General features: G+C 31.9%; 26 protein-coding genes and 1 pseudogene. 17 read left to right on the top strand and 10 right to left on the bottom strand.

What is annotated here, in order from left to right; genetic code table 11:
* Nucleotides 1-68 precede the first annotated feature (68 nt).
* From lipA to AC2D6V_RS14765, 3 genes are read left to right on the top strand one after another with little or no spacing between them, the layout of a single operon-like run.
* Entirely contained in the window at nucleotides 69-947 is an 879-nt protein-coding gene (gene lipA / locus AC2D6V_RS14775) for a lipoyl synthase (protein WP_484649673.1), read from the top strand.
* Between the two features lie 3 nt (nucleotides 948-950).
* Nucleotides 951-1967 (top strand): type I glyceraldehyde-3-phosphate dehydrogenase, encoded by a 1017-nt coding sequence (gene gap, locus AC2D6V_RS14770; RefSeq protein WP_484649671.1) that lies wholly within the window; start codon nucleotides 951-953, stop codon nucleotides 1965-1967.
* Nucleotides 1968-1995: 28 nt separating this feature from the next.
* Entirely contained in the window at nucleotides 1996-4230 is a 2235-nt protein-coding gene (locus AC2D6V_RS14765) for an ATP-binding protein (RefSeq protein ID WP_484649669.1), read from the top strand.
* Here AC2D6V_RS14765 and lpxK read toward each other — a convergent pair.
* The gene (gene lpxK, locus AC2D6V_RS14760) at nucleotides 4227-5240 is read right to left on the bottom strand and encodes a tetraacyldisaccharide 4'-kinase (RefSeq protein WP_484649667.1); all 1014 of its coding nucleotides are present in this window, start codon (nucleotides 5238-5240) and stop codon (nucleotides 4227-4229) included. The genes AC2D6V_RS14765 and lpxK overlap by 4 nt on opposite strands.
* A 51-nt stretch (nucleotides 5241-5291) precedes the next feature.
* Here lpxK and AC2D6V_RS14755 point away from each other — a divergent pair, with 51 nt between their 5' ends.
* Both AC2D6V_RS14755 and AC2D6V_RS14750 read left to right on the top strand, forming a co-directional pair.
* Entirely contained in the window at nucleotides 5292-6386 is a 1095-nt protein-coding gene (locus tag AC2D6V_RS14755) for a Nif3-like dinuclear metal center hexameric protein (RefSeq protein WP_484649665.1), read from the top strand.
* Between the two features lie 3 nt (nucleotides 6387-6389).
* On the top strand, nucleotides 6390-7169 hold the full coding sequence (locus AC2D6V_RS14750) for a zinc ribbon domain-containing protein (RefSeq protein ID WP_484649663.1): 780 nt from the start codon (nucleotides 6390-6392) through the stop codon (nucleotides 7167-7169).
* Nucleotides 7170-7221: 52 nt separating this feature from the next.
* On the opposite strand, the gene AC2D6V_RS14745 is transcribed toward AC2D6V_RS14750, so the two are convergent.
* Nucleotides 7222-9027, bottom strand: coding sequence for a zinc-dependent metalloprotease (locus tag AC2D6V_RS14745; protein ID WP_484649659.1), 1806 nt, complete (start codon nucleotides 9025-9027; stop codon nucleotides 7222-7224).
* Between the two features lie 169 nt (nucleotides 9028-9196).
* Between AC2D6V_RS14745 and msrA the strand changes: the two genes are divergently transcribed.
* A complete protein-coding gene (gene msrA / locus AC2D6V_RS14740; RefSeq protein WP_484649657.1) occupies nucleotides 9197-9859 on the top strand; it encodes a peptide-methionine (S)-S-oxide reductase MsrA in 663 nt (220 codons plus the stop codon).
* A 68-nt stretch (nucleotides 9860-9927) separates the two neighbouring features.
* Here the strand turns inward: msrA and AC2D6V_RS14735 are convergent, their stop codons facing one another.
* The 8 genes from AC2D6V_RS14735 to AC2D6V_RS14700 all read right to left on the bottom strand — a co-directional run bounded on the left by AC2D6V_RS14735 (nucleotide 9928) and on the right by AC2D6V_RS14700 (nucleotide 16096).
* A complete protein-coding gene (locus AC2D6V_RS14735; RefSeq protein ID WP_484649655.1) occupies nucleotides 9928-10728 on the bottom strand; it encodes a class I SAM-dependent methyltransferase in 801 nt (266 codons plus the stop codon).
* A gap of 203 nt (nucleotides 10729-10931) precedes the next feature.
* Entirely contained in the window at nucleotides 10932-11216 is a 285-nt protein-coding gene (locus tag AC2D6V_RS14730) for a hypothetical protein (protein WP_484649653.1), read from the bottom strand.
* Between the two features lie 160 nt (nucleotides 11217-11376).
* Nucleotides 11377-12144, bottom strand: a complete 768-nt coding sequence (locus tag AC2D6V_RS14725) for a hypothetical protein (RefSeq protein ID WP_484649651.1) — start codon at nucleotides 12142-12144, stop codon at nucleotides 11377-11379.
* A gap of 240 nt (nucleotides 12145-12384) precedes the next feature.
* Nucleotides 12385-12759 (bottom strand): rhodanese-like domain-containing protein, encoded by a 375-nt coding sequence (locus AC2D6V_RS14720; protein ID WP_484649649.1) that lies wholly within the window; start codon nucleotides 12757-12759, stop codon nucleotides 12385-12387.
* Between the two features lie 11 nt (nucleotides 12760-12770).
* The gene (locus AC2D6V_RS14715; RefSeq protein WP_484649646.1) at nucleotides 12771-13088 is read right to left on the bottom strand and encodes a rhodanese-like domain-containing protein; all 318 of its coding nucleotides are present in this window, start codon (nucleotides 13086-13088) and stop codon (nucleotides 12771-12773) included.
* A gap of 94 nt (nucleotides 13089-13182) precedes the next feature.
* On the bottom strand, nucleotides 13183-13800 hold the full coding sequence (locus AC2D6V_RS14710; RefSeq protein WP_484649644.1) for a thioredoxin family protein: 618 nt from the start codon (nucleotides 13798-13800) through the stop codon (nucleotides 13183-13185).
* 6 nt (nucleotides 13801-13806) lie between these two features.
* On the bottom strand, nucleotides 13807-14328 hold the full coding sequence (locus AC2D6V_RS14705) for a TlpA disulfide reductase family protein (protein WP_484649642.1): 522 nt from the start codon (nucleotides 14326-14328) through the stop codon (nucleotides 13807-13809).
* A gap of 67 nt (nucleotides 14329-14395) precedes the next feature.
* Nucleotides 14396-16096 (bottom strand): T9SS type B sorting domain-containing protein, encoded by a 1701-nt coding sequence (locus AC2D6V_RS14700; RefSeq protein ID WP_484649640.1) that lies wholly within the window; start codon nucleotides 16094-16096, stop codon nucleotides 14396-14398.
* Nucleotides 16097-16283: 187 nt separating this feature from the next.
* Here AC2D6V_RS14700 and AC2D6V_RS14695 point away from each other — a divergent pair, with 187 nt between their 5' ends.
* From AC2D6V_RS14695 to AC2D6V_RS14645, 11 genes and pseudogenes are all read left to right on the top strand, one after another.
* Nucleotides 16284-16733, top strand: coding sequence for a MarR family winged helix-turn-helix transcriptional regulator (locus AC2D6V_RS14695; protein ID WP_484649638.1), 450 nt, complete (start codon nucleotides 16284-16286; stop codon nucleotides 16731-16733).
* Nucleotides 16734-17005: 272 nt separating this feature from the next.
* On the top strand, nucleotides 17006-18412 hold the full coding sequence (locus AC2D6V_RS14690) for an anthranilate synthase component I family protein (RefSeq protein WP_484649636.1): 1407 nt from the start codon (nucleotides 17006-17008) through the stop codon (nucleotides 18410-18412).
* A 1-nt stretch (nucleotide 18413) separates the two neighbouring features.
* Nucleotides 18414-18980: an anthranilate synthase component II gene (locus AC2D6V_RS14685; protein ID WP_484649634.1), complete on the top strand. Its 567-nt coding sequence runs from the start codon at nucleotides 18414-18416 to the stop codon at nucleotides 18978-18980.
* A 12-nt stretch (nucleotides 18981-18992) separates the two neighbouring features.
* Entirely contained in the window at nucleotides 18993-19982 is a 990-nt protein-coding gene (gene trpD, locus AC2D6V_RS14680; RefSeq protein ID WP_484649632.1) for an anthranilate phosphoribosyltransferase, read from the top strand.
* Nucleotides 19983-19984: 2 nt separating this feature from the next.
* A complete protein-coding gene (trpC, locus tag AC2D6V_RS14675; protein WP_484649630.1) occupies nucleotides 19985-20770 on the top strand; it encodes an indole-3-glycerol phosphate synthase TrpC in 786 nt (261 codons plus the stop codon).
* Nucleotides 20767-21363, top strand: a pseudogene (locus AC2D6V_RS14670) (phosphoribosylanthranilate isomerase); the annotation flags it as partial. The gene trpC and the pseudogene AC2D6V_RS14670, both read left to right, overlap by 4 nt.
* A 51-nt stretch (nucleotides 21364-21414) precedes the next feature.
* Nucleotides 21415-22596: a tryptophan synthase subunit beta gene (gene trpB, locus AC2D6V_RS14665; RefSeq protein ID WP_484649924.1), complete on the top strand. Its 1182-nt coding sequence runs from the start codon at nucleotides 21415-21417 to the stop codon at nucleotides 22594-22596.
* A gap of 41 nt (nucleotides 22597-22637) precedes the next feature.
* The gene (locus AC2D6V_RS14660) at nucleotides 22638-22982 is read left to right on the top strand and encodes a GIY-YIG nuclease family protein (RefSeq protein ID WP_484649627.1); all 345 of its coding nucleotides are present in this window, start codon (nucleotides 22638-22640) and stop codon (nucleotides 22980-22982) included.
* Nucleotides 22979-23743, top strand: coding sequence for a tryptophan synthase subunit alpha (gene trpA, locus AC2D6V_RS14655; RefSeq protein WP_484649622.1), 765 nt, complete (start codon nucleotides 22979-22981; stop codon nucleotides 23741-23743). The genes AC2D6V_RS14660 and trpA overlap by 4 nt, the downstream gene beginning before the upstream one ends.
* 5 nt (nucleotides 23744-23748) lie before the next feature.
* Complete coding sequence (locus tag AC2D6V_RS14650; RefSeq protein ID WP_484649619.1) at nucleotides 23749-23973, top strand: hypothetical protein; 225 nt, start codon at nucleotides 23749-23751, stop codon at nucleotides 23971-23973.
* Entirely contained in the window at nucleotides 23963-24421 is a 459-nt protein-coding gene (locus AC2D6V_RS14645) for a tRNA (cytidine(34)-2'-O)-methyltransferase (protein ID WP_484649617.1), read from the top strand. The genes AC2D6V_RS14650 and AC2D6V_RS14645 overlap by 11 nt, the downstream gene beginning before the upstream one ends.
* Nucleotides 24422-24425 lie beyond the last annotated feature (4 nt).

The following is a 24425-nucleotide window of genomic DNA, read 5'->3' as shown; positions in this document are numbered from 1 at the left end:
CTATCAAAGATAGATTTAGGGAATTATAAATAGAATACTTTGTATCTTTGCAGCTTCATTGTTAAAGTATGAATACAGAAACCACTTCAAACATATTACCAGAGAGACAAGCAAAACCAAAATGGCTTCGTGTCAAGTTACCAACTGGTAAAAAATATACAGAATTACGAGGTTTAGTTGATAAATATAAACTCAATACAATTTGTACTTCGGGTAGTTGTCCTAACATGGGTGAGTGCTGGGGAGAAGGAACAGCAACTTTTATGATTCTAGGTAACGTGTGTACACGTTCTTGTGGGTTTTGTGGGGTTAAAACAGGAAGGCCAGAAACCGTTGACTGGGATGAGCCCGAAAAAGTAGCACGTTCGATAAAAATCATGCAAATAAAACATGCGGTTCTAACCAGTGTTGATAGAGATGATTTAAAAGATATGGGGAGCATTATGTGGAGTGAAACTGTAAAAGCTGTTCGTAGAATGAATCCTGAAACGACACTTGAAACACTTATTCCAGATTTTCAAGGAATCGAGCAACATATTGATAGAATTATAGATGTCGAACCTGAAGTTGTATCGCATAATATAGAAACCGTAAGACGTTTAACTCGTGAAGTACGCATACAGGCAAAATATGATAGAAGTTTGGATGTTTTAAAGTATTTAAAGCAACAAGGCCAGCGAAGAACTAAATCTGGAATTATGCTAGGCTTAGGCGAAAGCCGTGAAGAAGTTATTGAAACACTTCATGATTTAAAAGAAAATAATGTTGATGTTGTTACTATAGGTCAATACCTTCAACCAAGTAAAAAGCATTTACCTGTAAAACAATTTATTAATCCAGACCAGTTTGATGAGTATCGAGAAATAGGATTGGAATTGGGCTTTAGACATGTTGAAAGTAGTGCATTAGTGCGTTCATCTTACAGAGCGCAAAAACACATTAATTAAATTATGATTAATGTTGCTATAAACGGCTTTGGAAGAATAGGAAGACGTGTTTTTAGACTTCTAGAAAATCAACCAAATATTCAAGTAGTTGCAATAAATGATTTAGCCGATGGCAAAACATTAAGCCATCTTTTAAAGTATGATAGTGTTCATGGTATTTTTAATGGAAATATTTCTTTTGATGCTGGAAAACTAGATGTTAATAATAAACTTATTTCACTACTTAAAGAAAGTCACCCTAAGCATATTAACTGGAAACCTTTTAATGTTGATTTTGTTATTGAATCAAGTGGCAAGTTCAAAACTACCAAGGATTTACAAAATCATATCTCTAATGGCGCAAAGTGTGTAATTTTAAGCGTTCCTCCAATTGAAAACAACATTAAAACAATTGTACTAGGCGTTAATGATGCGATTATTGATGGATCTGAAACTATTATTTCGAACGCGTCTTGTACCACAAACAACGCTGCTCCAATGATAAATGTTATAAATAAACTTTGTGGTGTAAACCAAGCTTATATTACTACGGTTCACTCCTACACCACCGATCAAAGTTTACACGATCAACCACATAGAGATTTAAGACGCGCTAGAGCTGCAAGTCAATCTATTGTACCAACAACCACTGGTGCGGCCAAAGCACTAACAAAAATATTCCCCGATTTGTCCGATGTTATTGGAGGTTGCGGCATAAGAGTTCCTGTAATAAATGGATCTTTAACAGATATTACTTTCAATGTAAAAAAAACCGTTTCAATAGTAGAAATTAACGAAGCCTTTAAATTGGCGTCTCAAAATCATTACAAAGGGATTATTGAATACACAAACGACCCAATTGTATCTATAGATATTGTTGGAAATACCCATTCTTGCATTTTTGATTCTCAAATGACTTCGGTTATAGGTAACATGGTAAAAATTATAGGTTGGTACGATAATGAAACTGGTTATTCTCAGAGAATTATTGACTTATTGTGCAATTTATCGGAAAAAAAGGGTGTTTTATCGATAAAATAATTATATTTGTCTCTAATTAAGCGTTATAATGTCCCAAATTAAGCACTATATACTTACATTAGTTTTGCTTACAGCAGCAGCTATGTACTCTCAAAAGTCGATTAGTGATGATCCAGAAATGGTTCAAAACAGCATTGATTATCATATCTCTGAATCTAAAAAAGATGTTGACAGCTACAATTACTTCGAAGCACAAAAAAAGCTTGATGAAGCTTTAATTTTAGCCGAAAAAATAGATAACAAAGTTAGCATTGGAATTATTCATGCCACAAAAGGAAAACTTCAATTATTAATAGAGGAAGAAGATCAGGCAATTAAATCTCTTAACAAAGCTGTAGAAATCCAAAGACTTATTAATGATAACATTAATATTGGTGATTCATATAAGATATTTGGAGACATCTATTTAAAGAAAAAAGAATATTATGCGGCATTAGATTCTTATAAAGCAGCAACCACAAAATTTGAAGAAGAAAGCCTTGAAAAAAATATGGCAGAAGTTCTATTTTGTGAAGGCTTAGCCTATATAAAATTAGGAGATCTTAAAAATGCCAGAATACATTTTGAACAATCAATTTCTTTAGCAAAAAGATTCAATTTACAAAGAACAGAAAGTAACGATTTAGCCAATCTTGCAAAAATATCTTTAGCACAAGGAGATACAGATAAAGCATTAGTGTTTACCAACGAAGGCTTAAAAATTGCTAGAGAATATAACTACGCCGATATTTTGAGTGAATTATATCTAGCACTTAGCGAAATACATTATAAACAAGAGGATTATAAATCGTCGAATGACTATCTGAAAACGCACTTAAAAATATCCGATTCACTCCGTTTGGTCAAACGTGAAAATCTTTCTCCTGAGAAAAAAATTCAGTATTTAATCAATGACCAAATTGAGAGTAATAAAAAACAAAAAGAAGAATTAGCTGAAGCGAATAGCAAAAATGATTTAGGTAATCTTATCTCAATATTAAGTGTCGCTTTAATAACTATCCTGTCATTATTAACCTTGTCATTATATAAAAACAACAACATTCGTTTGAAAACTAATAATATGCTTCACAAGAAAAATAGTGAACTTATTATTGCTAAAGAAAAAGCCGAATTAGCCTCTAAAACAAAAGCTAACTTCCTTTCAACTGTAACGCACGAGCTTCGAACACCGTTATACGCAGTTACTGGATTGAGTAATATGTTACTGGATGAAAACCCTAAACCAGAGCAAGTTCAGCATTTAAAATCGCTTAAATTCTCAGGAGATTATCTATTAACTTTTATAAATGATATTCTTCAAATTAATAAAATTGAAGCAAACAAAGTCGAAATTGAGCCTGAATCTTTCAACTTAAAAAAGAAAATAAAGAATATTGTTTTAGCTTTAAATAATTCAGCATTAGACAATAACATAAAAATTCATTTTGAGTTCGATAAAGACTTACCCCAAAATTTTATTGCAGATCAGTTAAAAATATCTCAAATTCTCATAAACCTTATTGGAAACTCTATAAAATTCACAAAAGATGGAGATATTTGGATACGTGTTTATAAAATTGATCAAAAAGACAATACTTACACGCTACGTTTTGAAGTAGAGGACAACGGTATTGGTATTAGTAAAGAAAAGCAAGAAAACATGTTTGAAAGCTTTTCTCAAGGTTCTATACAAATCAATAGAAAATATGGAGGTACAGGTTTAGGCTTATCTATTGTAAAAGGTTTAATCGATATTTTAAAAGGAAAAATTTATTTAAAAAGTGAGCTAAAAAAGGGTACAACATTTTATTTTGAAATTCCTTTAGAATACACCTCTAAAGAAGAAGTAGTTGATAAGAAACCTTCTTACTTTAATGAGAATAACGAGATTGACTTAACTAAAGTGAAAATTTTAGTGGTAGAAGACAATAAGATAAACCAGATGATTACCAAAAAGATTCTAACTAAAATGAATCTTAAATGTGATATCATTGATAATGGTGAAGATGCCGTAGATATGATAAAAACAAGTAATTACGACATTATCTTAATGGATATTCACATGCCAGGTATTAGCGGTATTGAAGCTACTAAGATTGTTAGAACATTCGATAAAGAGCTTACTATTTTTGCACTTACAGCTGTGACTATAGAAGATAAAATGCATGAGTTTGATGAAGCAGGATTTACAGACATTATTCCGAAACCATTTAAACAGGAAGAGTTCGAGAAAAAACTGTTTAATGCATTAAAATCTAATAACAAATCCAATAAATCTGCTTAGTTGTAGCTTTTAACAAAACTTTCCACCAGACTACTAAAATTAGTCTCTTTATCTATACCCACTTGAATTGGCAAATAAAACAGTTTATGTTTTAGTGAATCATATTGTTTTAAGCGCATAAAGTCTTTTTCTGTTGTAAGTATTAATTCCTCATTCTCAATATCATTAATATCGCCAGAAGTAAATACATGATGATCTTGAAAATTTAGGTGACTAAATTTTAGATTTTTTGCTTTCAAAAATTCAACCAAAGAATTTGCATTCGCAATACCCGTAACCAGAGTAAATTCATTTAATTCAATCAAGCTTTTCTGTCCTTCCGAAGAAAAAACAAAATCTGAATAAGCAATTGAACTAAAAAACACGTGCTGATTATTTTGCGGATTAATACGATTTAAAATAGCTTTTTTATCAGCTATAGAAATATTTTCAGGACATTTAGTCACGACTATTACATCCGTCCTATTAACACCACTTCTAGGCTCTCTCAAATTACCCGTAGGCAAAACAATATCATTAAAATAAGGATTTTCGTATGTGGTTAACATAATAGTTAAACCAGCTTTTACTTTTCTATGCTGAAAAGCATCATCTAACAAAATAACCTCTGGCGGGTTCGCAATAGCAAGCAACTTTTGTATTCCATTATTTCTATTAGTATCTACGGCAACATCGATATCCTTTTTAAATTTATTATAAAGCTGAAATGGTTCATCCCCAATTGATGTACTGGTAGAATTTATATTAGCCAATTGAAAACCCTTCGTTTTTCTTTTATAACCTCTACTTAATGTGGTCACTTTATAATCTTCCTTTAAAAGCCTAATCAAATATTCAATCATAGGTGTTTTTCCTGTTCCACCAACACTTAAATTGCCGACACAGATTATGGGTAAATTATAAGTGGTTGATTTTTTTATACCGAAATCATAAAATTTATTTCGCAACCAGGTTACCAAATAATATATAGGCACAATAGGAAATAATATGTATCGTAATATTTTCACCATAGCGAAAATATAATATTTATATTTGTTTTATAACCCATCTCAATAAATAATATGGTTATTCAAGACGTCTTAAATCATTTAGAAGAACTTGCACCATTGGCCTATGCCGAAGATTTCGATAATGTTGGTCTTTTGGTTGGTGACAAAAATGCCAAAATTACCGGAGTCCTTGTAACTCTGGACACACTTGAAAGTGTTGTAGACGAAGCTATTTCTAAAAAGTGTAATCTTATTATTAGTTTTCACCCCATTATTTTTAAAGGATTAAAAAAACTTACAGGTAAAACCTATGTAGAACGTGTGGTGATGAAAGCCATAAGGCATGAAATTGCGATTTACAGTATGCACACAGCTTTAGATAATGCATCAGTTGGTGTGAATAATATGATTTGTAATCAGTTAGAATTAACAAACAGGCGTATCTTAATTCCACAAAGTGAAACTATAAAAAAACTGACTACCTATGTCCCCAAAGATGAAGCCGAAAAACTAAGAACAGATTTATTCAATGTAGGAGCAGGGAATATTGGAAACTATGGCGATTGCAGTTTTAATGTTGAAGGTTATGGAACCTTTAATGGGAACGAGCAATCATCACCAACTAAAGGTAAAAAGGGTGAAATACACTCTGAGAGCGAAACTAAAATTACAGTAACATTTGCAAAGCATTTAGAATCCGAAGTGCTTAAAACTCTTTTCCAATCACATTCATACGAAGAAGTCGCTTATGAAATAACAACAATCGAAAATAAAAATCAAAACATAGGGATGGGAATGATTGGAGAGCATAAAACACCAATGGATGAATCTAAGTTCTTAGGTTATTTAAAAAACAAAATGAATACGAAAGCCATTAGACATTCAGCATTCATTAATAAAAACATTAAAAAAATTGCCGTTTTAGGAGGCTCTGGTAGTTTTGCCATACAAGCCGCCAAGGCTTCTGGTGCCGATGCTTTTGTAACTGCTGATTTGAAGTATCATGACTTTTTTACTGCCGAAAATAGCATCCTTTTAGTTGATATTGGACATTATGAGAGCGAACAGTTCACAAAAAATCTTTTAGTAGCATATTTAACAAAAAAAATTACTAATTTTGCAGTCGTTTTATCGAACACAAATACCAATCCTGTTAAGTATTTTTAAAGTATGGCTAAAAAGAAAGAAGCAACTGTAGAAGAGCGTTTAAGAGCTTTATACGATTTACAATTAATCGATTCTCGCATTGATGAAATAAGAAACGTTCGCGGAGAACTTCCTTTAGAAGTGCGCGATTTAGAAGATGAAGTAGCTGGATTAAACATAAGATTAGAAAAATTAGTTTCAAATTTAGAGGTAGTTGATAACGATATTACTTCTAAAAAGAATCTTATTGAAGAAGCAAAAGCGCTAATCAAAAAATATACAGAGCAACAAAAAAATGTTAGAAATAACAGAGAATATAACTCCCTTACTAAAGAGGTTGAATTTCAGGAATTAGAAATTGAACTAGCTGATAAGCATATAAGAGAGTTTAAAGCTCAAATAGAACAGAAAAAAGAGGTTATTGCTGAAACCAAAGAACGTTTAAAAGAGCGTGACAATCACCTTAAGCATAAAAAAGGAGAGTTAGACGCTATTTTAGCTGAAACTGAAAAGGAAGAAAAAGCGTTAATTGGAAAATCTGAAGAATATAAAACGCAATTAGAAGAGCGATTAGTATACGCATACAATAGAATCCGTAAAAATGTAAAAAACGGACTTGCTGTTGTGCCAATTGAAAGAGGTGCTTCTGGAGGTTCTTTCTTTACTATTCCGCCTCAAGTTCAGGTTGAAATTGCTTCTCGTAAAAAAGTAATTACAGATGAGCATAGTGGACGTATTTTAGTTGATGCTGTATTAGCTGAAGAACAAAAATCTAAAATGGAAAAAATGTTTTCTAAACTTTAAGACATTTTTTTAAACATATATTTCAAAGCCTTCAATTTTCTGAAGGCTTTTTTTATTTTATTATAATCTTTTTAATAACTTCAGATTCTCCTGACTTTATTTCAACAAAATACATTCCAGATTGAATCCCTGATAAGTTTATTTTTTTACTATTATTAAAATTCTTTAGTGATAACGAAGTTATTTCCTTTCCAATAATATTATATACTCTCAATTGTTCCAAGCTTAAAGTCCCGCGATAATTTAAAGTAAACTCTCCATTATTAGGGTTAGGGAATATTTTCAACAATTCATTCGATAGCGTATTACTATCAGCACTTAAGGTATTAGATATTACTACAGAGAAATCCTCAACTTGACCATATTGAGGAGAGTAATCTGGTCCCAAAATTGAATTCGCTATCCAATCGCTAACTACTCTTAACCATAATTCAGTATTAGCAACCACACTAGAAGATATAGAAGGTACACTAAAATTGCCTGAATGGATTTGTGCATCATTATTACTAAAGATATCCTCTCCAGAATCATTAAAATCTCCATCATTATTATAGTCAATATAAACTTTTACATCTTGATTATTAGTTGCTCCTGTTGAAACACTAATACTATACATAGTGTCACTACCTATATCAAACTGGCTACAAGAATTGTCATGATAACCTCCTTCAGCTACTGCCCCACCGGATCCAAAAATTGCAGAATCAATTGACAAGCTAAATACTCCCATACCAAAACTATTTGCAACATCCTGAGTTATTGGAGTTGATGATAAGGTAGCTGTTGGCGAATTGGAAGGAACTAATCCCCCTGGCGAAATTATTAAAGTACTACGGGTAGTTTCCAAAGCTGTTCTTGCTCTATCTCTTTGGTTAACTGAAAATTTTACTTGACAATTATCATTAGAATAAGACATAAAGTTAGTTACAATATCTGCTAGATCTGTTCCCGCTCCACCACAAGTTTGTCCTGTACTTCCACAATTTCCATCGTCTCTCCTATGAGGGTCTGTATCTGCACATGCATCACCATCGATACTTGGGTTTGTGTTTACAGGGCATTGATCTGCTGTATCATCATCATCAGAATCATCGCCTTCAAATGTATGGAACAAATTTAAAGCATGACCGAGTTCATGTATTGCAGTAACATTATAATTTGTGTATGATTTTAAATTATAGCCTAGTGAATTAGTAGGATCATACCCAAAAGCATTATACAATATCACAGAGCCATCAACATTAGAAGGAGCACCAGGAAAATAAGCAAATCCCTGAGTACCAGAACCACCGCCATTATCATTTATCTCACTTACAATCCATATATTATAAAATTCATCCTTAGGGTACTTGCTAAGGTTTTTTATTAATAACTCATTATCACTACCTTCACCATTATAAGTAAGTCCTGCAGTTGCATAATCAGATGTGCCAGATCCATCAACTCTTATAATACCAGTAGAAGGATTACAGTTTCCATCTCTTTTAGCTAAGACAAAATCAATATTCATATCGGTTATATAACTTCCAGAACCTGAATAAGCAACATTTAAATTATCAATAGCACTTTGTATCTGAGCATCACTTATATTGGTTCCTGTGCCAATTGCTTCGCCTAAATGGATAACATGCACAACAACGGGAATAGTATATTGAGTTGTAGTAAATTTTCCACTAATCTTGTTAACTTGGATGTTACTTTTAATTTTTTGCTGATTTGCTTCAAATCTTGCCTTATAAGCTGCATCCACATTTATCAAACTTTTGTGAATAGCATCTGTGCCGCAAAAAGCATTATCTTGAGAAAGCATTGAAGTAGTGAAGCAGGTTATAATAAAGAGGCTTAAAAAAGTTTTCATGTTTAGGGTGGTTTTTTGTTAGAGTAATTATACTTTATAGTAATGACTTTATTTATCAACAAGATAATAAATTATGTAATTATTTGTACAAATATTTTTTTAATGATATCGAATATTAATAAGGTTTTTAGTTTTATAACGTCTATTGAATAAACAAAATCAATTTAAGATGAAAAGTTTTATATACACCTTACTAATAACTTTATTATTTAGTTGCCAAAATACTGCTCAAGTTAATCCCAAACAACAAGCAGTTATAAATGCTATGCCAGTTGAAGTTCCAATACAAAATGGTAAGGCAAAAGCCTATTTCGCTAGTGGGTGCTTTTGGTGTGTAGAAGCTGTTTATGAAAGTGTAAAAGGTGTTGATGAAGTAATAAATGGTTATTCTGGTGGGCATAGTACAAACCCAACATATGAATCCAGCAATACAGGAAGAACAGGGCATGCAGAAGCAGTAGAAGTTATTTTTGATCCTAAGATTGTCAGTTTCGCTACTTTAGTAGATGTTTATTTTGCTTCACAAGATCCTACACAAGTAAACGGCCAAGGTCCAGATAGAGGATCTCAATATCGATCTATTATCTTTTATCAAAATGATGAACAAAAGCAAATTATTTTAGAGAAAAAAGAAGCTTTAACTAAAAAATTAAATGCGAAAATTGCTGCGGAAGTTTACCCATTTCAAAAATTTTGGATTGCAGAAGACTACCACCAAAACTATGAACGTTTGCATCCAAATAATGGTTATATAAGAAACGTATCAATACCAAGGTTAAAAAGATTTCAATCTCAATTTCCTAAAGAGTTATTGAAAGAAAAAAACCATTAAACCATCTATCTTTTTATCTTAGCTTTGAAAAAATTTTAACCAACTTTGATTATTAAACATCTAAAAACTTAAACTTTAATTGCCTTTAATGTGAAAATCAAAGGATACAATTTATCTTCAGTTATAAACATCCCAGAATCCGTTTTCGTTAAATTTGGTAAAACATCATAAGGACTTTCATCAAACTCCTTTAAGTACTCTATATGCAGACCAGCTTCGGTTAAGGCTGAAACAACTTCACCCAAACCATGATTCCATCCATATTCTTTACTTATCATTTTCGATTTTTGATTTGCATAAGTACCTTCATATTCTTCATAAATAACATCTTCTTGCATGTAGCCATATTTCATAATTGGTTTATCTTCTAAATAATCAAACATCCATACTATGGGATGAAATTCAGCCATAAAAAATGTACCTCCTTTTTTTAAACGTTCAGCAATCATTTGTCCCCAAGGTTTTAAATCTGGCAACCAACCAATAACCCCATAACTTGTATAAATAATATCGAAAGCTTTGTCAATATATTTTGACGTATCAAGCACATTACAGCATATAAATTGGGCATCTAAATTTAATTCAGTATTTAATTTTTTTGCAAGTTTTATGCCTTCATCACTTAAATCTACTCCAACGCATTTTGCTCCCATCCTACTCCAACTTAAAGTATCTTGACCAAAATGACATTGTAAGTGTAACAAAGATTTATGTTTTACATCACATAAAGCTTCTAATTCATACTTCATTAAAGATGACTTTCCTTTTTTAAAAGCTTCTATATCGTACATGGCACTTTTGGAATGAACTTTCACCTTCTCGTTCCAAGTAGTTTTATTTGTTTCAAAATAATTTTCACGTGTACTCATTTGGAAATTCTATCTTTATAAAAATCATAAAATATGAAAAAGTTTATTTACTTATTCTATTGCATGGCTTTAATTATGTCATTCAAAAAACAAAAAAATTAATTACATTAGTATTACAGCCTAATAAAAAAAGACCCGTTAAATTAAATTTAATGGGTCTTAGTTAATTTTCAATTTGAAAGTAGAAAATCTACTAAATCTTATTAAGCCTTTTGAGTTTTCAATCTCGAAGATTTCATTTGCTCTAAACGACGTAACTCTTGTTTTATTTGTTTACTTCGTTCAGCTATTTTATTAACTTTTTCATCAATTAATTCTTGCTTTCTTTGCCTTTCTTGAGCTTTTAATTCTTCATTAATAAGTTCTTCTTTTTTGCGCTTTTTGTTTTGTACTCTTTCAAAATAGACAAATATATAAGCATAGATATACATACTTAAAAATAGTAATGCTACTATTGATAAAATCAGCCAACCGTTCATCATATTCATAACGTAGAAATTTTAGTTAAGTTTTAGTTCTATAAAGTTAAGAAAAAAGACATTATGTTAAAAAAATATAAGCTAAATAACTCAAAAACAAGACAAAACAAAAAAACCTTTACCGCTATCTGCTGTAAAGGTTTTTCGTCGATATTTTTATCTAAATATATTATTTACCACTCATGTGCTTATTATATGACCATACCTCATCCCAAGAATTTGAAAAAGTGCGATCACCCAAATCTAAAAAAGCCTGCCATTTATCCTTTCCATGTACTTTCTCGAATGTTGCCTTAAAATTATTATCATCATCCATTTCAGCCCAGTTTTTCATAAATCCAACGGTTGCAACATGTCTTCCTAAATCCCCTTGTCTAAATTCATTCCAATAAACGCCCCAAGGGTTGTCTCCTTCCATAGCTTTAATTGTTGCACTTACCATACCTAAGAAAACTCCAGACGAAGCCCCTTCTCCCTTTTCAATTTCGTGGTAGCGAACAAACTGTAATGGATACGTGTCATTATTCCCATCTAGCATAGAAGTATTAGATAGTTTATCATCTTGTTTCCAATATTCAATGGTATGCATTTTTTTAATATATGGCATCACATTACCGCTCCAATCCTCATCGTGACCATCTTCACTTGGACGCGTATCATTATGCTTAAACATCATTGGTCCCATCATCCAAATTATTTTTCCCGAGTTTGGCCCAGTAGTAATGTTATAAACAGTTGCGTCATAAGGTCCCCCAGCGTGATATTTGGCATTATGTGCCCGCATATTGTCACTTAATGTCTTAACATTTGAATTATCTGGAGTAAGCATAATACTTTCCCACATAGCATAGGATTTATCATCTTGTGCATTTAAAGTTGACACGAAACTTAATACCATAGCAAACATGGTAATTAAAGAAATTGTTTTTTTAATCATAATAAATAATTTAATTGGTTAGTTAACCATACACTATTGTATAGTCTAGAGTGCTATTAAAAAATCGATTAGGGAGTAATAAAACGTATAATAAATGAAAAATGTAATTTAATCATTTAAGATAAAGGATCGTAATTTGGAGTAATTCAAATATAACAAAAAAATAAATATTATTTAAAAAACACAAAGATGCAAATAAAAAAAGCTCTCAAATCTGAGAGCCTTTTTAATTATTGACTTTTAGTCCTTTTGCTTCCATTTAGTAAAACCACCATCCAAATCATATATTTTTTTAAAACCTGCCTCAACGAGGACTTCAGTACATTTAGAACTTCGCTTTCCAGAGCGACAATATACTATTACAGGTTTTTCTTTATCTAACTTCTTAATTTTTTCTTTAAAATCGGAAGATAAAAAATCTATATTTAGTGCGTTTTCAATATAACCATCTTTGAACTCTTCGGGAGTTCTAACATCTACTATCTGCACGTCATCAAGGTGCAAAAGGGTCTGCATTTCTTCTGGAGAAACTATTTTTGTTTGCTCATTTGAATTGGTAGTTTTCTTGCACCCAATGCATATAACTAAAGCTGCTAAAAACAAAATTTGTCTCATTGAATAATCTTTTAATCTATATCAACCACATCCCCTGTCCAGTCTAGAATACCTCCTTCAAGGTTATAAGCATTCTCAAAACCTAATTGTTCCATTATTTGACAAGCTTGATGGCTTCGGTTACCCGATCTACAATATACATAGTAATTTTTACTTTTGTCTAAATCTTCTATATCATTTACAAACTCCTGTCCCTTATAGATATCTATATGAATGGCCTTAGGAATGATACCATCTGCTATCTCTGCATCCGTACGTACATCTAAAACAACAGCATTACCATCTAATGCTAATTGTTCTGCCCATTCTTCTTGAGTTAAATCTTCCATTAAAATATTTTTTACAAAATTAACATATCTTATTATATAGACGAAAAAAAACCAAAGTATTACACTTCGGTTTTATAGAATAAAAGATGTTTTATTATACTTTTATAGAACAACCAATTGCTTTTGTTTCTTTTTGCAAAACCTCTTCTCCATTTAATAAAGCATCAACAGCATTTTCAACATATCGTTCTTTTACTGATGAAGCATCTCTATAGTTATCATCAATTGCACCAATATACTTTACAACATTTCCTTTTTTCGTTTTTTCTAATATATATATGTGTGGGGTCTTAGTTGCTCCAAATTTAGGATACACTGCTTGCTCTTGGTCTATTAAATATGGGAATGTAAATCCTTTTTGTGCTGCTCTCTTTTTCATCTCGGGTAATGCATCTCCTGGTTTAACTTGCACGTTATTCGGCATAATAGCAATTACAGGATAACCCTTTGGTGTATACTTTTCATTTAAAGCTTGTATTCTGTCTTCATACATCACTGCGTACGGACAAGTATTACATGTAAACGTTATAATAAATCCTTTAGCTTCTTTATAATCAGATAAAGAAACCATGTTACCATCAATATTTTTAAGGAAAAAGTCTTCGGCTATATCCCCGATGTTATAACCTTCACCTATATCGCTATTAAAAGTGAATGCGCTCACAAAAAGCGCGACCAGTGCTGCAGAAATTAATTTAATTACCTTTTTCATTTTAATTTAATTTAAAAATTGTTTTAATTCTGATTCAAGTTCAGTATAATTAAATGATTGCTCATAAAATTTACTGTTTTCATTTTTGTAAATTATAGTGGCTGGAATCGACCCCGACCAATTTTCGTTAACCTGCGGTATCCAAGTATTCATATCCACATCATCTAATGCAATAACCTTAGACTGTAAATTCTTTTCCTTGATGTAAGGTTTTAATTTAGATTCATAAAGATGTGGAAAATCTAAACTCACCAGAATAACTTCTATATTGTCCTCTTTATATAGCTGATTTAATTTTTCAAAATATGGTAATTCTTTGACGCATGGCGCACACCATGTAGCCCAAAAGTTAATGACATAGACTTTATCATCCATCTTATTTAAGAACTTCTTAAATCCATTAAAATCGTATACTTCCAGATTATACTGAGAATTATCATTTTTAGCCAATGATACATTAGATTTTTTATCTGTATCATGTTTACATGAATTTAGGTTGATTAATAAAAATAATAATAAATATTTCATAGCTTAAAGTTAAAAATCATATTATACTTCTTCTTCTTTTTAACATTAATTTATGTTTCATTAGTACTTATCTTTTTAGTGTGAAATGACCATAAAACAAAGTGCCATCAGAAGTAACTGCTTTATACCAATAATCTGAAGATGGTAATTTGCTACCATCCTTTGTTCCATTCCATCCAATCGAATTAGGCGTTATTTGCTTAATCAGTCTACCAAATCGATCATAAATATCTATTGAAATCAAACTAAAATCATCGCCATCCGCAGGTCTATATTGCCAAAAATCATTAATACTATCACCATTGGGAGTAAAATACTTAGGAAAACCCCTTGTATTGACTATTATAAACTCGTCTATTCCGCAACCATTTTTGTCTCGAACATAAATCGAACTTGTTTCGGAAGATACATTGTTAAAATAATTGCTCTCTTGATAGGGCCCTTCTGGATTACCAACAGCATATTCGTAATTACCAATACCAGAAGTTTGGACCCGTATTTCAATTCCATCAAAAACATCATTAATATTTACGCCTATTATTGTAGGGGATTCTGAAGCCACCACAGTAAATTCCTTAGACGAAGAACATTGAATTGAATTCCCTGAATCCAAACCATAATTATAGGCTTCATATCTAAAAGAACCTGTATCGCTAATATTAACTTTATTGGTGTCCGAAATTAAAATTTCGCTTCCATCATTGTCAATAAGATACCAACGGTAGCCGTCAGCCAAATCAGTGGATGAAACTTCTGTCGACAACTTATCAATGCATATTCCTACCTGATCTGGAAAATTAATTTCCGGATTTAGTGTGGTTAACAAACCTGTTAGTGGATCGAAAAAAGGACCGCAACCTAAAATAGTTGAAAAACTCCATTGTAAGCAACCAATAGCATCCCCGGATTCGTTAAATGGAATAACACGAATAAAATATAAAGTATTTGGCTCAAAATTAATAACAAATGTAGAATTTTTAAAAAACGATGCGCCATCTAATACATCATTTAGCAAAGGAGATGACCCAATAAACACAGTGTAACCTATTGCTCCAGATACTGCTTCCCATTCTATTAAAGGAGATAAAACAACGTTCGTTTCTCCATCTAATGGTGATAGGATATTTGTACAACTTGGCAATGCAGCAATATCTCCTGTGGTAAAACTTTCCTCTCTGCAGGAATTTAAGTTACCATTTTCGTTATAGGGAATAACTTCAACAAAAATTTGAGTCAAAGGCAAAAAATCTGTACCGGGACTATATTGTAATGTGTTCCCTACATCCAAATTATTTACTAGATTACTTGTTCGAGACATAGTACCAATATTAATGGTATAACCATCTGCTCCTGGGACATAACCCCATGAAATATTAGTTCCAACATTTACATTTACATCTCCATTTAATGGTTTGAATATTGTAGTACAATTTGGAGGATCAACAATATCCTCAGTTGTGAATGATTGACTAGCACAAACTATATTAGGTAAATTAAAGAAAAAAAGAGTAATTGTAACATGAACTAGTGTATTATCGGGAAGACCCAACGGAGGACTATAAAAATTGGTGCTTGTCTGCGCTGAAAGAATATCACTAGCTCCAGAAACAGTCCCGATAGAAATAATATACCCAGTAACTCCATCTACTTTCTCCCATGAAATAGAGGTGTCTACAGGTACGGTTTGCTCACCATTAAAAGGACTGATTAATGATGGACATGATTGAGCACCTACAAAATTAGTTGAAATCAATAAAAGCTTTATCATTAATATCCTACGCATACAGCTACAAAATATAGTAAACTACAAAAAATACAGGTATAGAAAAAACAAGTGAATACCTTCAACCTTAAATCATTTGAAAAATATTAGAATACCATTATTTCAACAAAAGTAGCTTGAATTAGTATAAATATGCAATATTAACGTACATTTGTATATACAACAGTTGTAAATGAATATAGAAAATATCCTAAAAACTAGTTCAAATTTACCATTACCAAAAAAAGCTGTTGTAAGCATTTTGTATACCTACGGAATAATTAATGGTGCACTAAATGACGTTCTTAAACCTTATGATATTTCTATTCAGCAATTCAACGTATTAAGAATTTTACGTGGTCAAAAAGGAAAACCGGCATCACTTGCAACTATACAAGAACGGATTATAAACAATATGAGCAACACCACTAGATTAGTAGACAAACTCATAAAAAAAGGGCTCGTTAACAAACAAGTTAATTTACAGAATAAGCGAAAAATAGATATTACAATAACATCTCAAGGACTATACTCTCTTGATAAAATGGATTATTTGATTGATAGTACAGAAAATAATATTATTAGTTCGTTAAATAAAGGTGAAGCTATAGAACTTATACGATTATTAGGGAAGTTAGGTTAATAGCAAACTGAAAATCTCTCTCTGCACCTAATAATCACCTTAAAGCTACCATAACTTTGTGGTAGCTTTTTTATTTAAAAAAATAACACAAACTTTTGTGTAGTTACATTTTCATTTCTATATTTGACCCTATCAAACAAATTTATGAATACGATTTTAAACAATACTTGGTGGTGGTGCTTTCGAAACTAATATTCGTGAAGTAAAACCCTAGTATATTTAAAAATTAAAATATCCAAAAGGCTTGTCATTCACGACAAGCCTTTTTTATTATGAAAAAATTCAGCCTTTACACACATAACAAAAGAATCTTAACAGATACTATCACACCAGTTACCGTTTATTATAAAATACGCGACAAATACCCTAATAGTATTTTGTTGGAAAGTGGGGACTATCATAGAAGTCATAAGAATTTCTCATATATCTGCTTCAACCCTATTGCATCAATAAAAGTGGAAAACGAAGTGATTTTTCAAACTTTTCCTGATGGAAGTTCAACAGAACTAGAAATAACAAAAGATGTAAATGTAGCTAACGAAATTCATCAATTTACTAAAAGGTTTGAAGCTAAATCTAAAGAAAACTTCAAATTCATTAATAATGGCATTTTTGGTTATACTTCATATGATGCTGTAAGATATTTTGAAGATGTTCAAATTAGTAAAAAGGAGAATTCTGTGGTTATCCCCGATATGTATTATGCGGTGTATCAAAACATCATAGCTATTAACCATTTCAAGAATGAAGCTTATATTTTTGCTCATTGCTATGACGGAACGCCTAATAACATTGATGCTATAGATAAGCTTATTAATATTCAAAATTTTGCATCATATAACTTTAACTCAAAAGGAGATATTAAATCTAACCTAACGGATGATGAGTTTAGAGAGCATGTTGAAGTAGCCAGAAAGCATTGTCAACGCGGAGATGTTTTTCAACTTGTATTATCAAGACGTTTTTCTCAAGAATATACCGGCGATGACTTTAATATTTACCGAGCTTTAAGAAGTATAAACCCTTCACCCTACCTATTCTATTTTGATTATGGAGATTTTAAAATCTTCGGTAGCTCACCTGAAGCACAACTAATTGTAGATGATGGGTTAGCAGAAATTCATCCTATTGCAGGAACTTTTAAACGAACCGGAGATGAACAAAAAGATGAGGTTCTAGCTGAAAAACTAAAGAAAGACGATAAAGAAAACGCTGAGCATGTGATGCTTGTAGACTTAGCCAGGAACGATTTAAGCCGACATGGAAGCGATGTGAAAGTGGTAACGTATCGTGAAGTTCAGTTTTTCTCCCATGTTATTCATTTGGTAAGTAAAGTTACTGGACTAAAACACGATACTACCTCTACCATGCAAGTTGTTGCAGATACATTTCCAGCAGGAACTTTAAGTGGCGCACCAAAGCATAGAGCTATGCAACTTATTGAAGATTATGAAAAAACAAGCCGTAGTTATTACGGTGGGGCGATAGGTTTTATGGATTTTGATGGTAATTTTAATCATGCCATTATGATTCGTACTTTTTTAAGTAAAGATTACCAACTAAATTGGCAAGCAGGTGCAGGATTGGTTTCAAAATCTGATGCAGAAAACGAATTACAAGAAGTTTACAATAAGTTAGGGGCATTAACTAAAGCTATTAAATTAGCAGAAGATATTTAAGATGAAGAAAGTATTAGTTATAGACAATTACGACAGTTTTACATACAATCTTGTTCATTATTTAGAGGATTTAAATTGTGATGTAACCGTTGTAAGAAACGATAAATTAGCTTTAGAAGAAGTTGAGCCATTTGATAAAATAGTCTTATCTCCTGGTCCTGGAATCCCAGATGAAGCAGGTTTGCTTAAAGCTATTATTGAAAAGTACGCTCCAACTAAAAGCATATTAGGTGTATGTTTAGGTCAACAAGCAATAGGTGAAGTTTTCGGAGGTTCATTAATAAATTTGGAAAACGTATACCACGGTGTAGCTACTAACGTAACTCTAAGTGTTGACGATGAATATATCTTTAAAGGATTAAGTAAAAACATCGAAGTTGGACGTTACCACTCGTGGGTAGTAAATCCAGAATTACCAGAAAGTTTAGAAGCTACTTCTTTTGATGCCAACGGCCAAGTGATGTCTTTAAGACATAAGGTATATGATGTTAGAGGAGTTCAATATCATCCTGAATCTGTTTTAACCCCAGATGGAAAGAAAATATTAGAGAATTGGGTTAATAATTAGTCCTTAGCAAAGATGAAAAACATACTTAATAGATTAATAAATCACGAAACCATCTCAACTGATGAGGCTAAACAAGTTATTATTAACATATCCCACGATATGTATAACACAAGCCAGATAACATGTTTCCTGTCTATCTTCATGATGCGAAGTATTACTATCGAAGAATTAAAAGGATTTAGAGATGCCCTTTTAGAACTTTGCGTACCCATAAACCTCAGCGAATTTAATGCAGTTGATATAGTAGGTACTGGAGGAGATGGTAAAAACACATTCAATATTTCAACATTATCCTCTTTTATAACATCAGGTGCTGGCGTTAACGTTTCCAAACATGGTAACTATGGTGTATCATCAACTTCTGGATCTTCAAATGTTATGGAGTATTTAGGCGTTAAATTCTCAAATAATGAAGATTTTTTAAGACGATGTCTGGATAAAGCTGGAATATGCATATTGCACGCACCATTATTTCACCCAGCAATGAAGAACGTTGCTCCTATTCGAAGGGAATTAGGCGTTAAAACCTTTTTCAATATGCTGGGGCCTTTGGTTAATCCTTCATTTCCAAAAAACCAAATGCTAGGCGTTTTTAGTTTAGAGCTTTTGCGATTATATAGTTTTATATATCAAAATACAGAAACAAATTACAATATTGTTTATGCCTTAGATGGCTATGATGAAATTTCTTTAACAGGAAAAGCAAAAATTGTTTCCAATCATACAGAAAAATTATTTTCACCAGAAGATTTGGGGCTTTCTAAAATTAAACAGGATGCCATTTTTGGAGGAAATACTGTAAAAGATGCAGCGAATACCTTTGTTGATATTATTAGGGGTAAAGGCACAGAAGCACAAAACAATGTAGTTTGCGCAAATGCAGGGTTAGCAATAGCAACCACAAAGCAAATTTCGCATCAAGCAGGATTTGAAATCGCCAAAGAATCCTTGTTTTCTGGTAAAGCAAAAGCGAGTTTGGATAAATTGATTGAGTTAAGTTAATAATGAATATACTAGACAAAATAACATTAGATAAACGCAAGGAGGTTAAACTTAGAAAAAGATTAATACCTGTGTCTCAATTAGAGCAATCTGTTTTATTTGAAAGACAAACGTTTTCACTTTCCGATAATTTACGTAATTGTAAATCTGGTATTATAGCAGAACATAAAAGACGTTCGCCGTCAAGATCTGTAATTAATAATACATTAAACGTTCAAGATGTCGCAAAAGGTTATGAAGATGCTGGTGTTTGTGGGATGTCTGTTTTAACGGATGGTAAATATTTTGGTGGTTCTTTAGACGATTTACTAACTGCAAGAGCAAGTTGTAATCTACCATTATTAAGAAAAGAGTTTATTATAGATGAATACCAATTATTGGAAGCTAAGGCTTATGGTGCAGATGTTATTCTTTTAATAGCAGCCATTCTAAATAGAAATGAAATAATAAAATTTTCTCAATTTGCTAAGAGTCTAAATTTAGATGTGCTTTTAGAAGTTCATAACGAAGAAGAACTACATAAAGCAGTTATGCCCAGTTTAGACATGTTAGGCGTAAATAACAGGAATCTAAAAACCTTTGAGGTTAGTTTAGAAACCAGTAAAAGCCTAAGCAATCTAATTCCAAATGATTTTGTTAAAGTATCAGAAAGTGGCATTAGCAATATTGAAGCCATCAAGGAATTACAACCCTATGGGTATCAAGGTTTTTTAATTGGGGAAAACTTTATGAAAACTGATAATCCTGGGAAAAGTGCAACCGAATTCATTAATACTTTAGAAGTATGAAATTAAAGGTTTGTGGCATGAAATACCAAGATAATATTAAACAAGTTGCTCAATTGCAACCTGACTATCTTGGGTTTATATTTTATGAAAAATCCGCGCGACACTATTGTGCGCCAATAATTCCAGAATTACCAAACTCAATTAAAAAAATAGGTGTTTTTGTTGATGCCGATTTAGATTTTGTTCTTGAAAAAATTAGTAAACACAATTTGAATGTGGTTCAATTACATGGCAAAGAATCTCAAGAATATTGTAAACAACTTCAAAATGAAAATATCGAAATCGTAAAAGTATTTTCAATTAAAGATGAATTTGATTTCAGTGTAATAAAACCTTATGAAAATGCTAGTGATTACTTTCTCTTCGACACTAAAGGGAAGCTCCCAGGTGGTAATGGTTATAAATTTGATTGGAGTGTATTAAGTAAGTATCCATCAACTAAACCATTCTTTTTAAGTGGCGGTATTGGTATTGATGAAATAGAAGGCATCAAAGAATTTACCGACAGTAAGGCGTCAAAATATTGCTATGCCCTAGATGTAAATAGTAAATTTGAAATAGAACCAGGATTAAAAGACATTTCAATTTTAAAAGAATTTAAAAATAACCTCAACGAGGTTTTAGATAATAAAAAAGAATATGTTATGAACTATAACGTAAACGAAAAAGGCTATTACGGTGAATTTGGGGGTGCATTCATTCCAGAAATGCTATACCCAAATGTAGAAGAGTTACGTCAAAACTACTTAAAAGTTATGGCTGAACCTGAATTTCAAAAGGAGTTCAACCAATTACTTAAAGATTATGTTGGTCGTCCTTCTCCCCTATATTTTGCCAAACGCCTTTCTGAAAAATATCACACCAAAATATATTTGAAGCGAGAAGACTTAAACCATACAGGAGCACATAAGATCAATAATACTATAGGTCAGATTTTGATGGCACAACGTTTAGGTAAAACAAGGATTATTGCTGAAACTGGTGCCGGACAACACGGTGTTGCAACAGCCACAGTTTGTGCCTTAATGGGACTTGAGTGTATTGTATACATGGGGGAAATTGATATTGCAAGACAAGCACCAAACGTAGCCCGAATGAAAATGTTAGGTGCTAAAGTGGTGCCTGCATTATCAGGAAGTAGAACGCTAAAAGATGCTACTAATGAAGCGATTAGAGATTGGATTAACAATCCTGTAAATACACATTATATCATAGGTTCTGCCATCGGCCCACACCCCTATCCTGATATGGTAACGCGTTTTCAAGCTGTTATTTCAGAAGAAATAAAATGGCAATTAAAAGAACAAACAGGTAAAGAAAACCCTAATTATGTTGTGGCTTGTATTGGTGGAGGAAGTAATGCTGCTGGTACCTATTACCATTATTTACATGAGCCAGATGTTAGTATTATTGCTGTTGAAGCTGCAGGTTTAGGCGTGGATTCTGGCGAAAGTGCAGCTACTTCTGTTTTAGGAAAAGAAGGTATCATCCATGGTTGTAAAACATTGTTAATGCAAACCAAAGATGGACAAATTACTGAACCTTACTCTATTTCGGCAGGATTAGATTACCCTGGTGTTGGCCCAATGCATGCGCACTTATCAAAAACTGGGCGTGCAAAATTTATGTCTATTACAGATAGTGATGCTATGGAGGCCGGTTTAGAACTTTCAAAATTAGAAGGTATTATTCCTGCCATTGAAACATCCCATGCATTAGCCATTTTTGGCAAGAAGCAGTTTAATGCTGACGATATCGTGGTGGTTAGTTTATCTGGTCGTGGCGATAAGGATTTAGAAAATTATATAGAGTATTTCGGTATATAATTTTTTTATTTCCGCAAAGGCGGAAATCTCATAAATTGAATATGGACGTTCATTACATCTACATATTAACCAATCAAAATCATACAGTTCTTTATGTAGGACGTTCAAAACAATTAAAAGAAAGATTGAAACAACATAAAAACAATAGTTTAAAAAGTTTTACTGGAAAATACAATGTTGGCAAGCTTGTATATTTTGAAACAACAAAATACGTAAACAATTCTATTAAAAGAGAAAGACAAATAAAAAAGTGGAATCGAGAATGGAAGATTAATTTAATTAATGGATTGAACCCAGATTGGAAAGATCTTTTCAGAATATATTTAAACCAAAAATTAAAAGATTCCCTCCTTCGAGGGAATAAAAAAACTATTCATTTACAATGAACAGAATTAATCAAAAATTACAAGAAGATAAAAAGTTACTATCTATATATTTCACAGCAGGTTATCCAGAAATTAATGATACCGTTTCTATCATTCAAAATTTAGAAAAAAACGGTGTTGATATGATTGAAATTGGATTACCCTTTAGTGATCCTTTAGCCGACGGACCAACTATTCAAGATAGTTCTACCAAGGCATTAAAAAATGGTATGACTACCAAGGTGCTTTTTAATCAGTTAAAAGACATTAGGCAAACCGTTAACATCCCTTTAATTATCATGGGGTACTTCAATCCAATATTACAATATGGTGTTGAGGCCTTCTGTAAAAAATGTCAAGAAATCGGTATTGATGGTTTAATTATTCCCGACTTACCCGTAGATGTTTATCATGACCATTATCAAGTTGTTTTTGAGAAATATGGATTGATAAATATGTTCCTAATTACACCACAAACTAGCGATGAACGTATTAGATATATTGATTCCATTTCAAACGGATTTATTTATATGGTAAGTAGTGCGAGTACAACTGGTGCGCAATCAGGTTTTGGAGACGAACAAACCAAATACTTTGAGCGTATTTCAAAAATGACATTAAAGAATCCACAAATTATCGGTTTTGGAATTAGTAATAATGAAACGTTTACCCAAGCTACGCAATATGCAAAAGGTGCTATTATTGGTAGTGCTTTTGTAAAGTATGTGACTAATGAAGGTATTGATTCTATTGACAAATTTGTGAATTCTATTATAAATTAAAAACATTGAAGCTTTTTAAAGATTTTAAAATTGTTCTATTACTCTGTTTAACTTTAGGTCTTGCACCTTTTTTGCCAGAACCTCATATTTGGGGAAAATTAAAATGGCTTTTGGGAGGTGCAGAAGGCATGCAACTAATGGATTGGTTTGATCTCTTATTACATGGTTCCCCATTTATTTTACTAATTTGGTTGATTATATTAAAAATTGTAAAAAACAATGACGCTTAATATTGTTTTAATTGAACCTGAAATTCCTAATAACACTGGTAATATAGGAAGACTAGCTTTAGCTTCAGGCTCACATTTACATTTGGTTAAACCTTTTGGATTTACCATTGACGATAACCGATTAAAACGAGCAGGGTTAGATTATTGGCAACATCTTTCGATTACTTATTATGAAAATATTGAGGAATTTTTCAAGATAAATAAAGATAAAACCATGGCTTTTCTTTCTAGTTATGGTTCAAAAAATCATTGGGATATTCCATTTGAAGATGATATGTTTTTAGTCTTTGGAAAAGAGTCCGTGGGCTTATCAAAATCTATTATTGAAAAACACTCAGATAAACTTTTTAAAATTCCTTTATATAGTAAACACGTTCGAAGTTTAAACCTAGCTAATGCAGTAAGCATTGTTGTTTATGAAGGATTGAAACACATGTATAATTCTTAGCTTA

The organism is Algibacter sp. YIN40, assembly GCF_057219435.1.
Note: the sequence above shows the minus strand (reverse complement) of the source record. Positions and strands in the feature narration are given on the sequence as shown.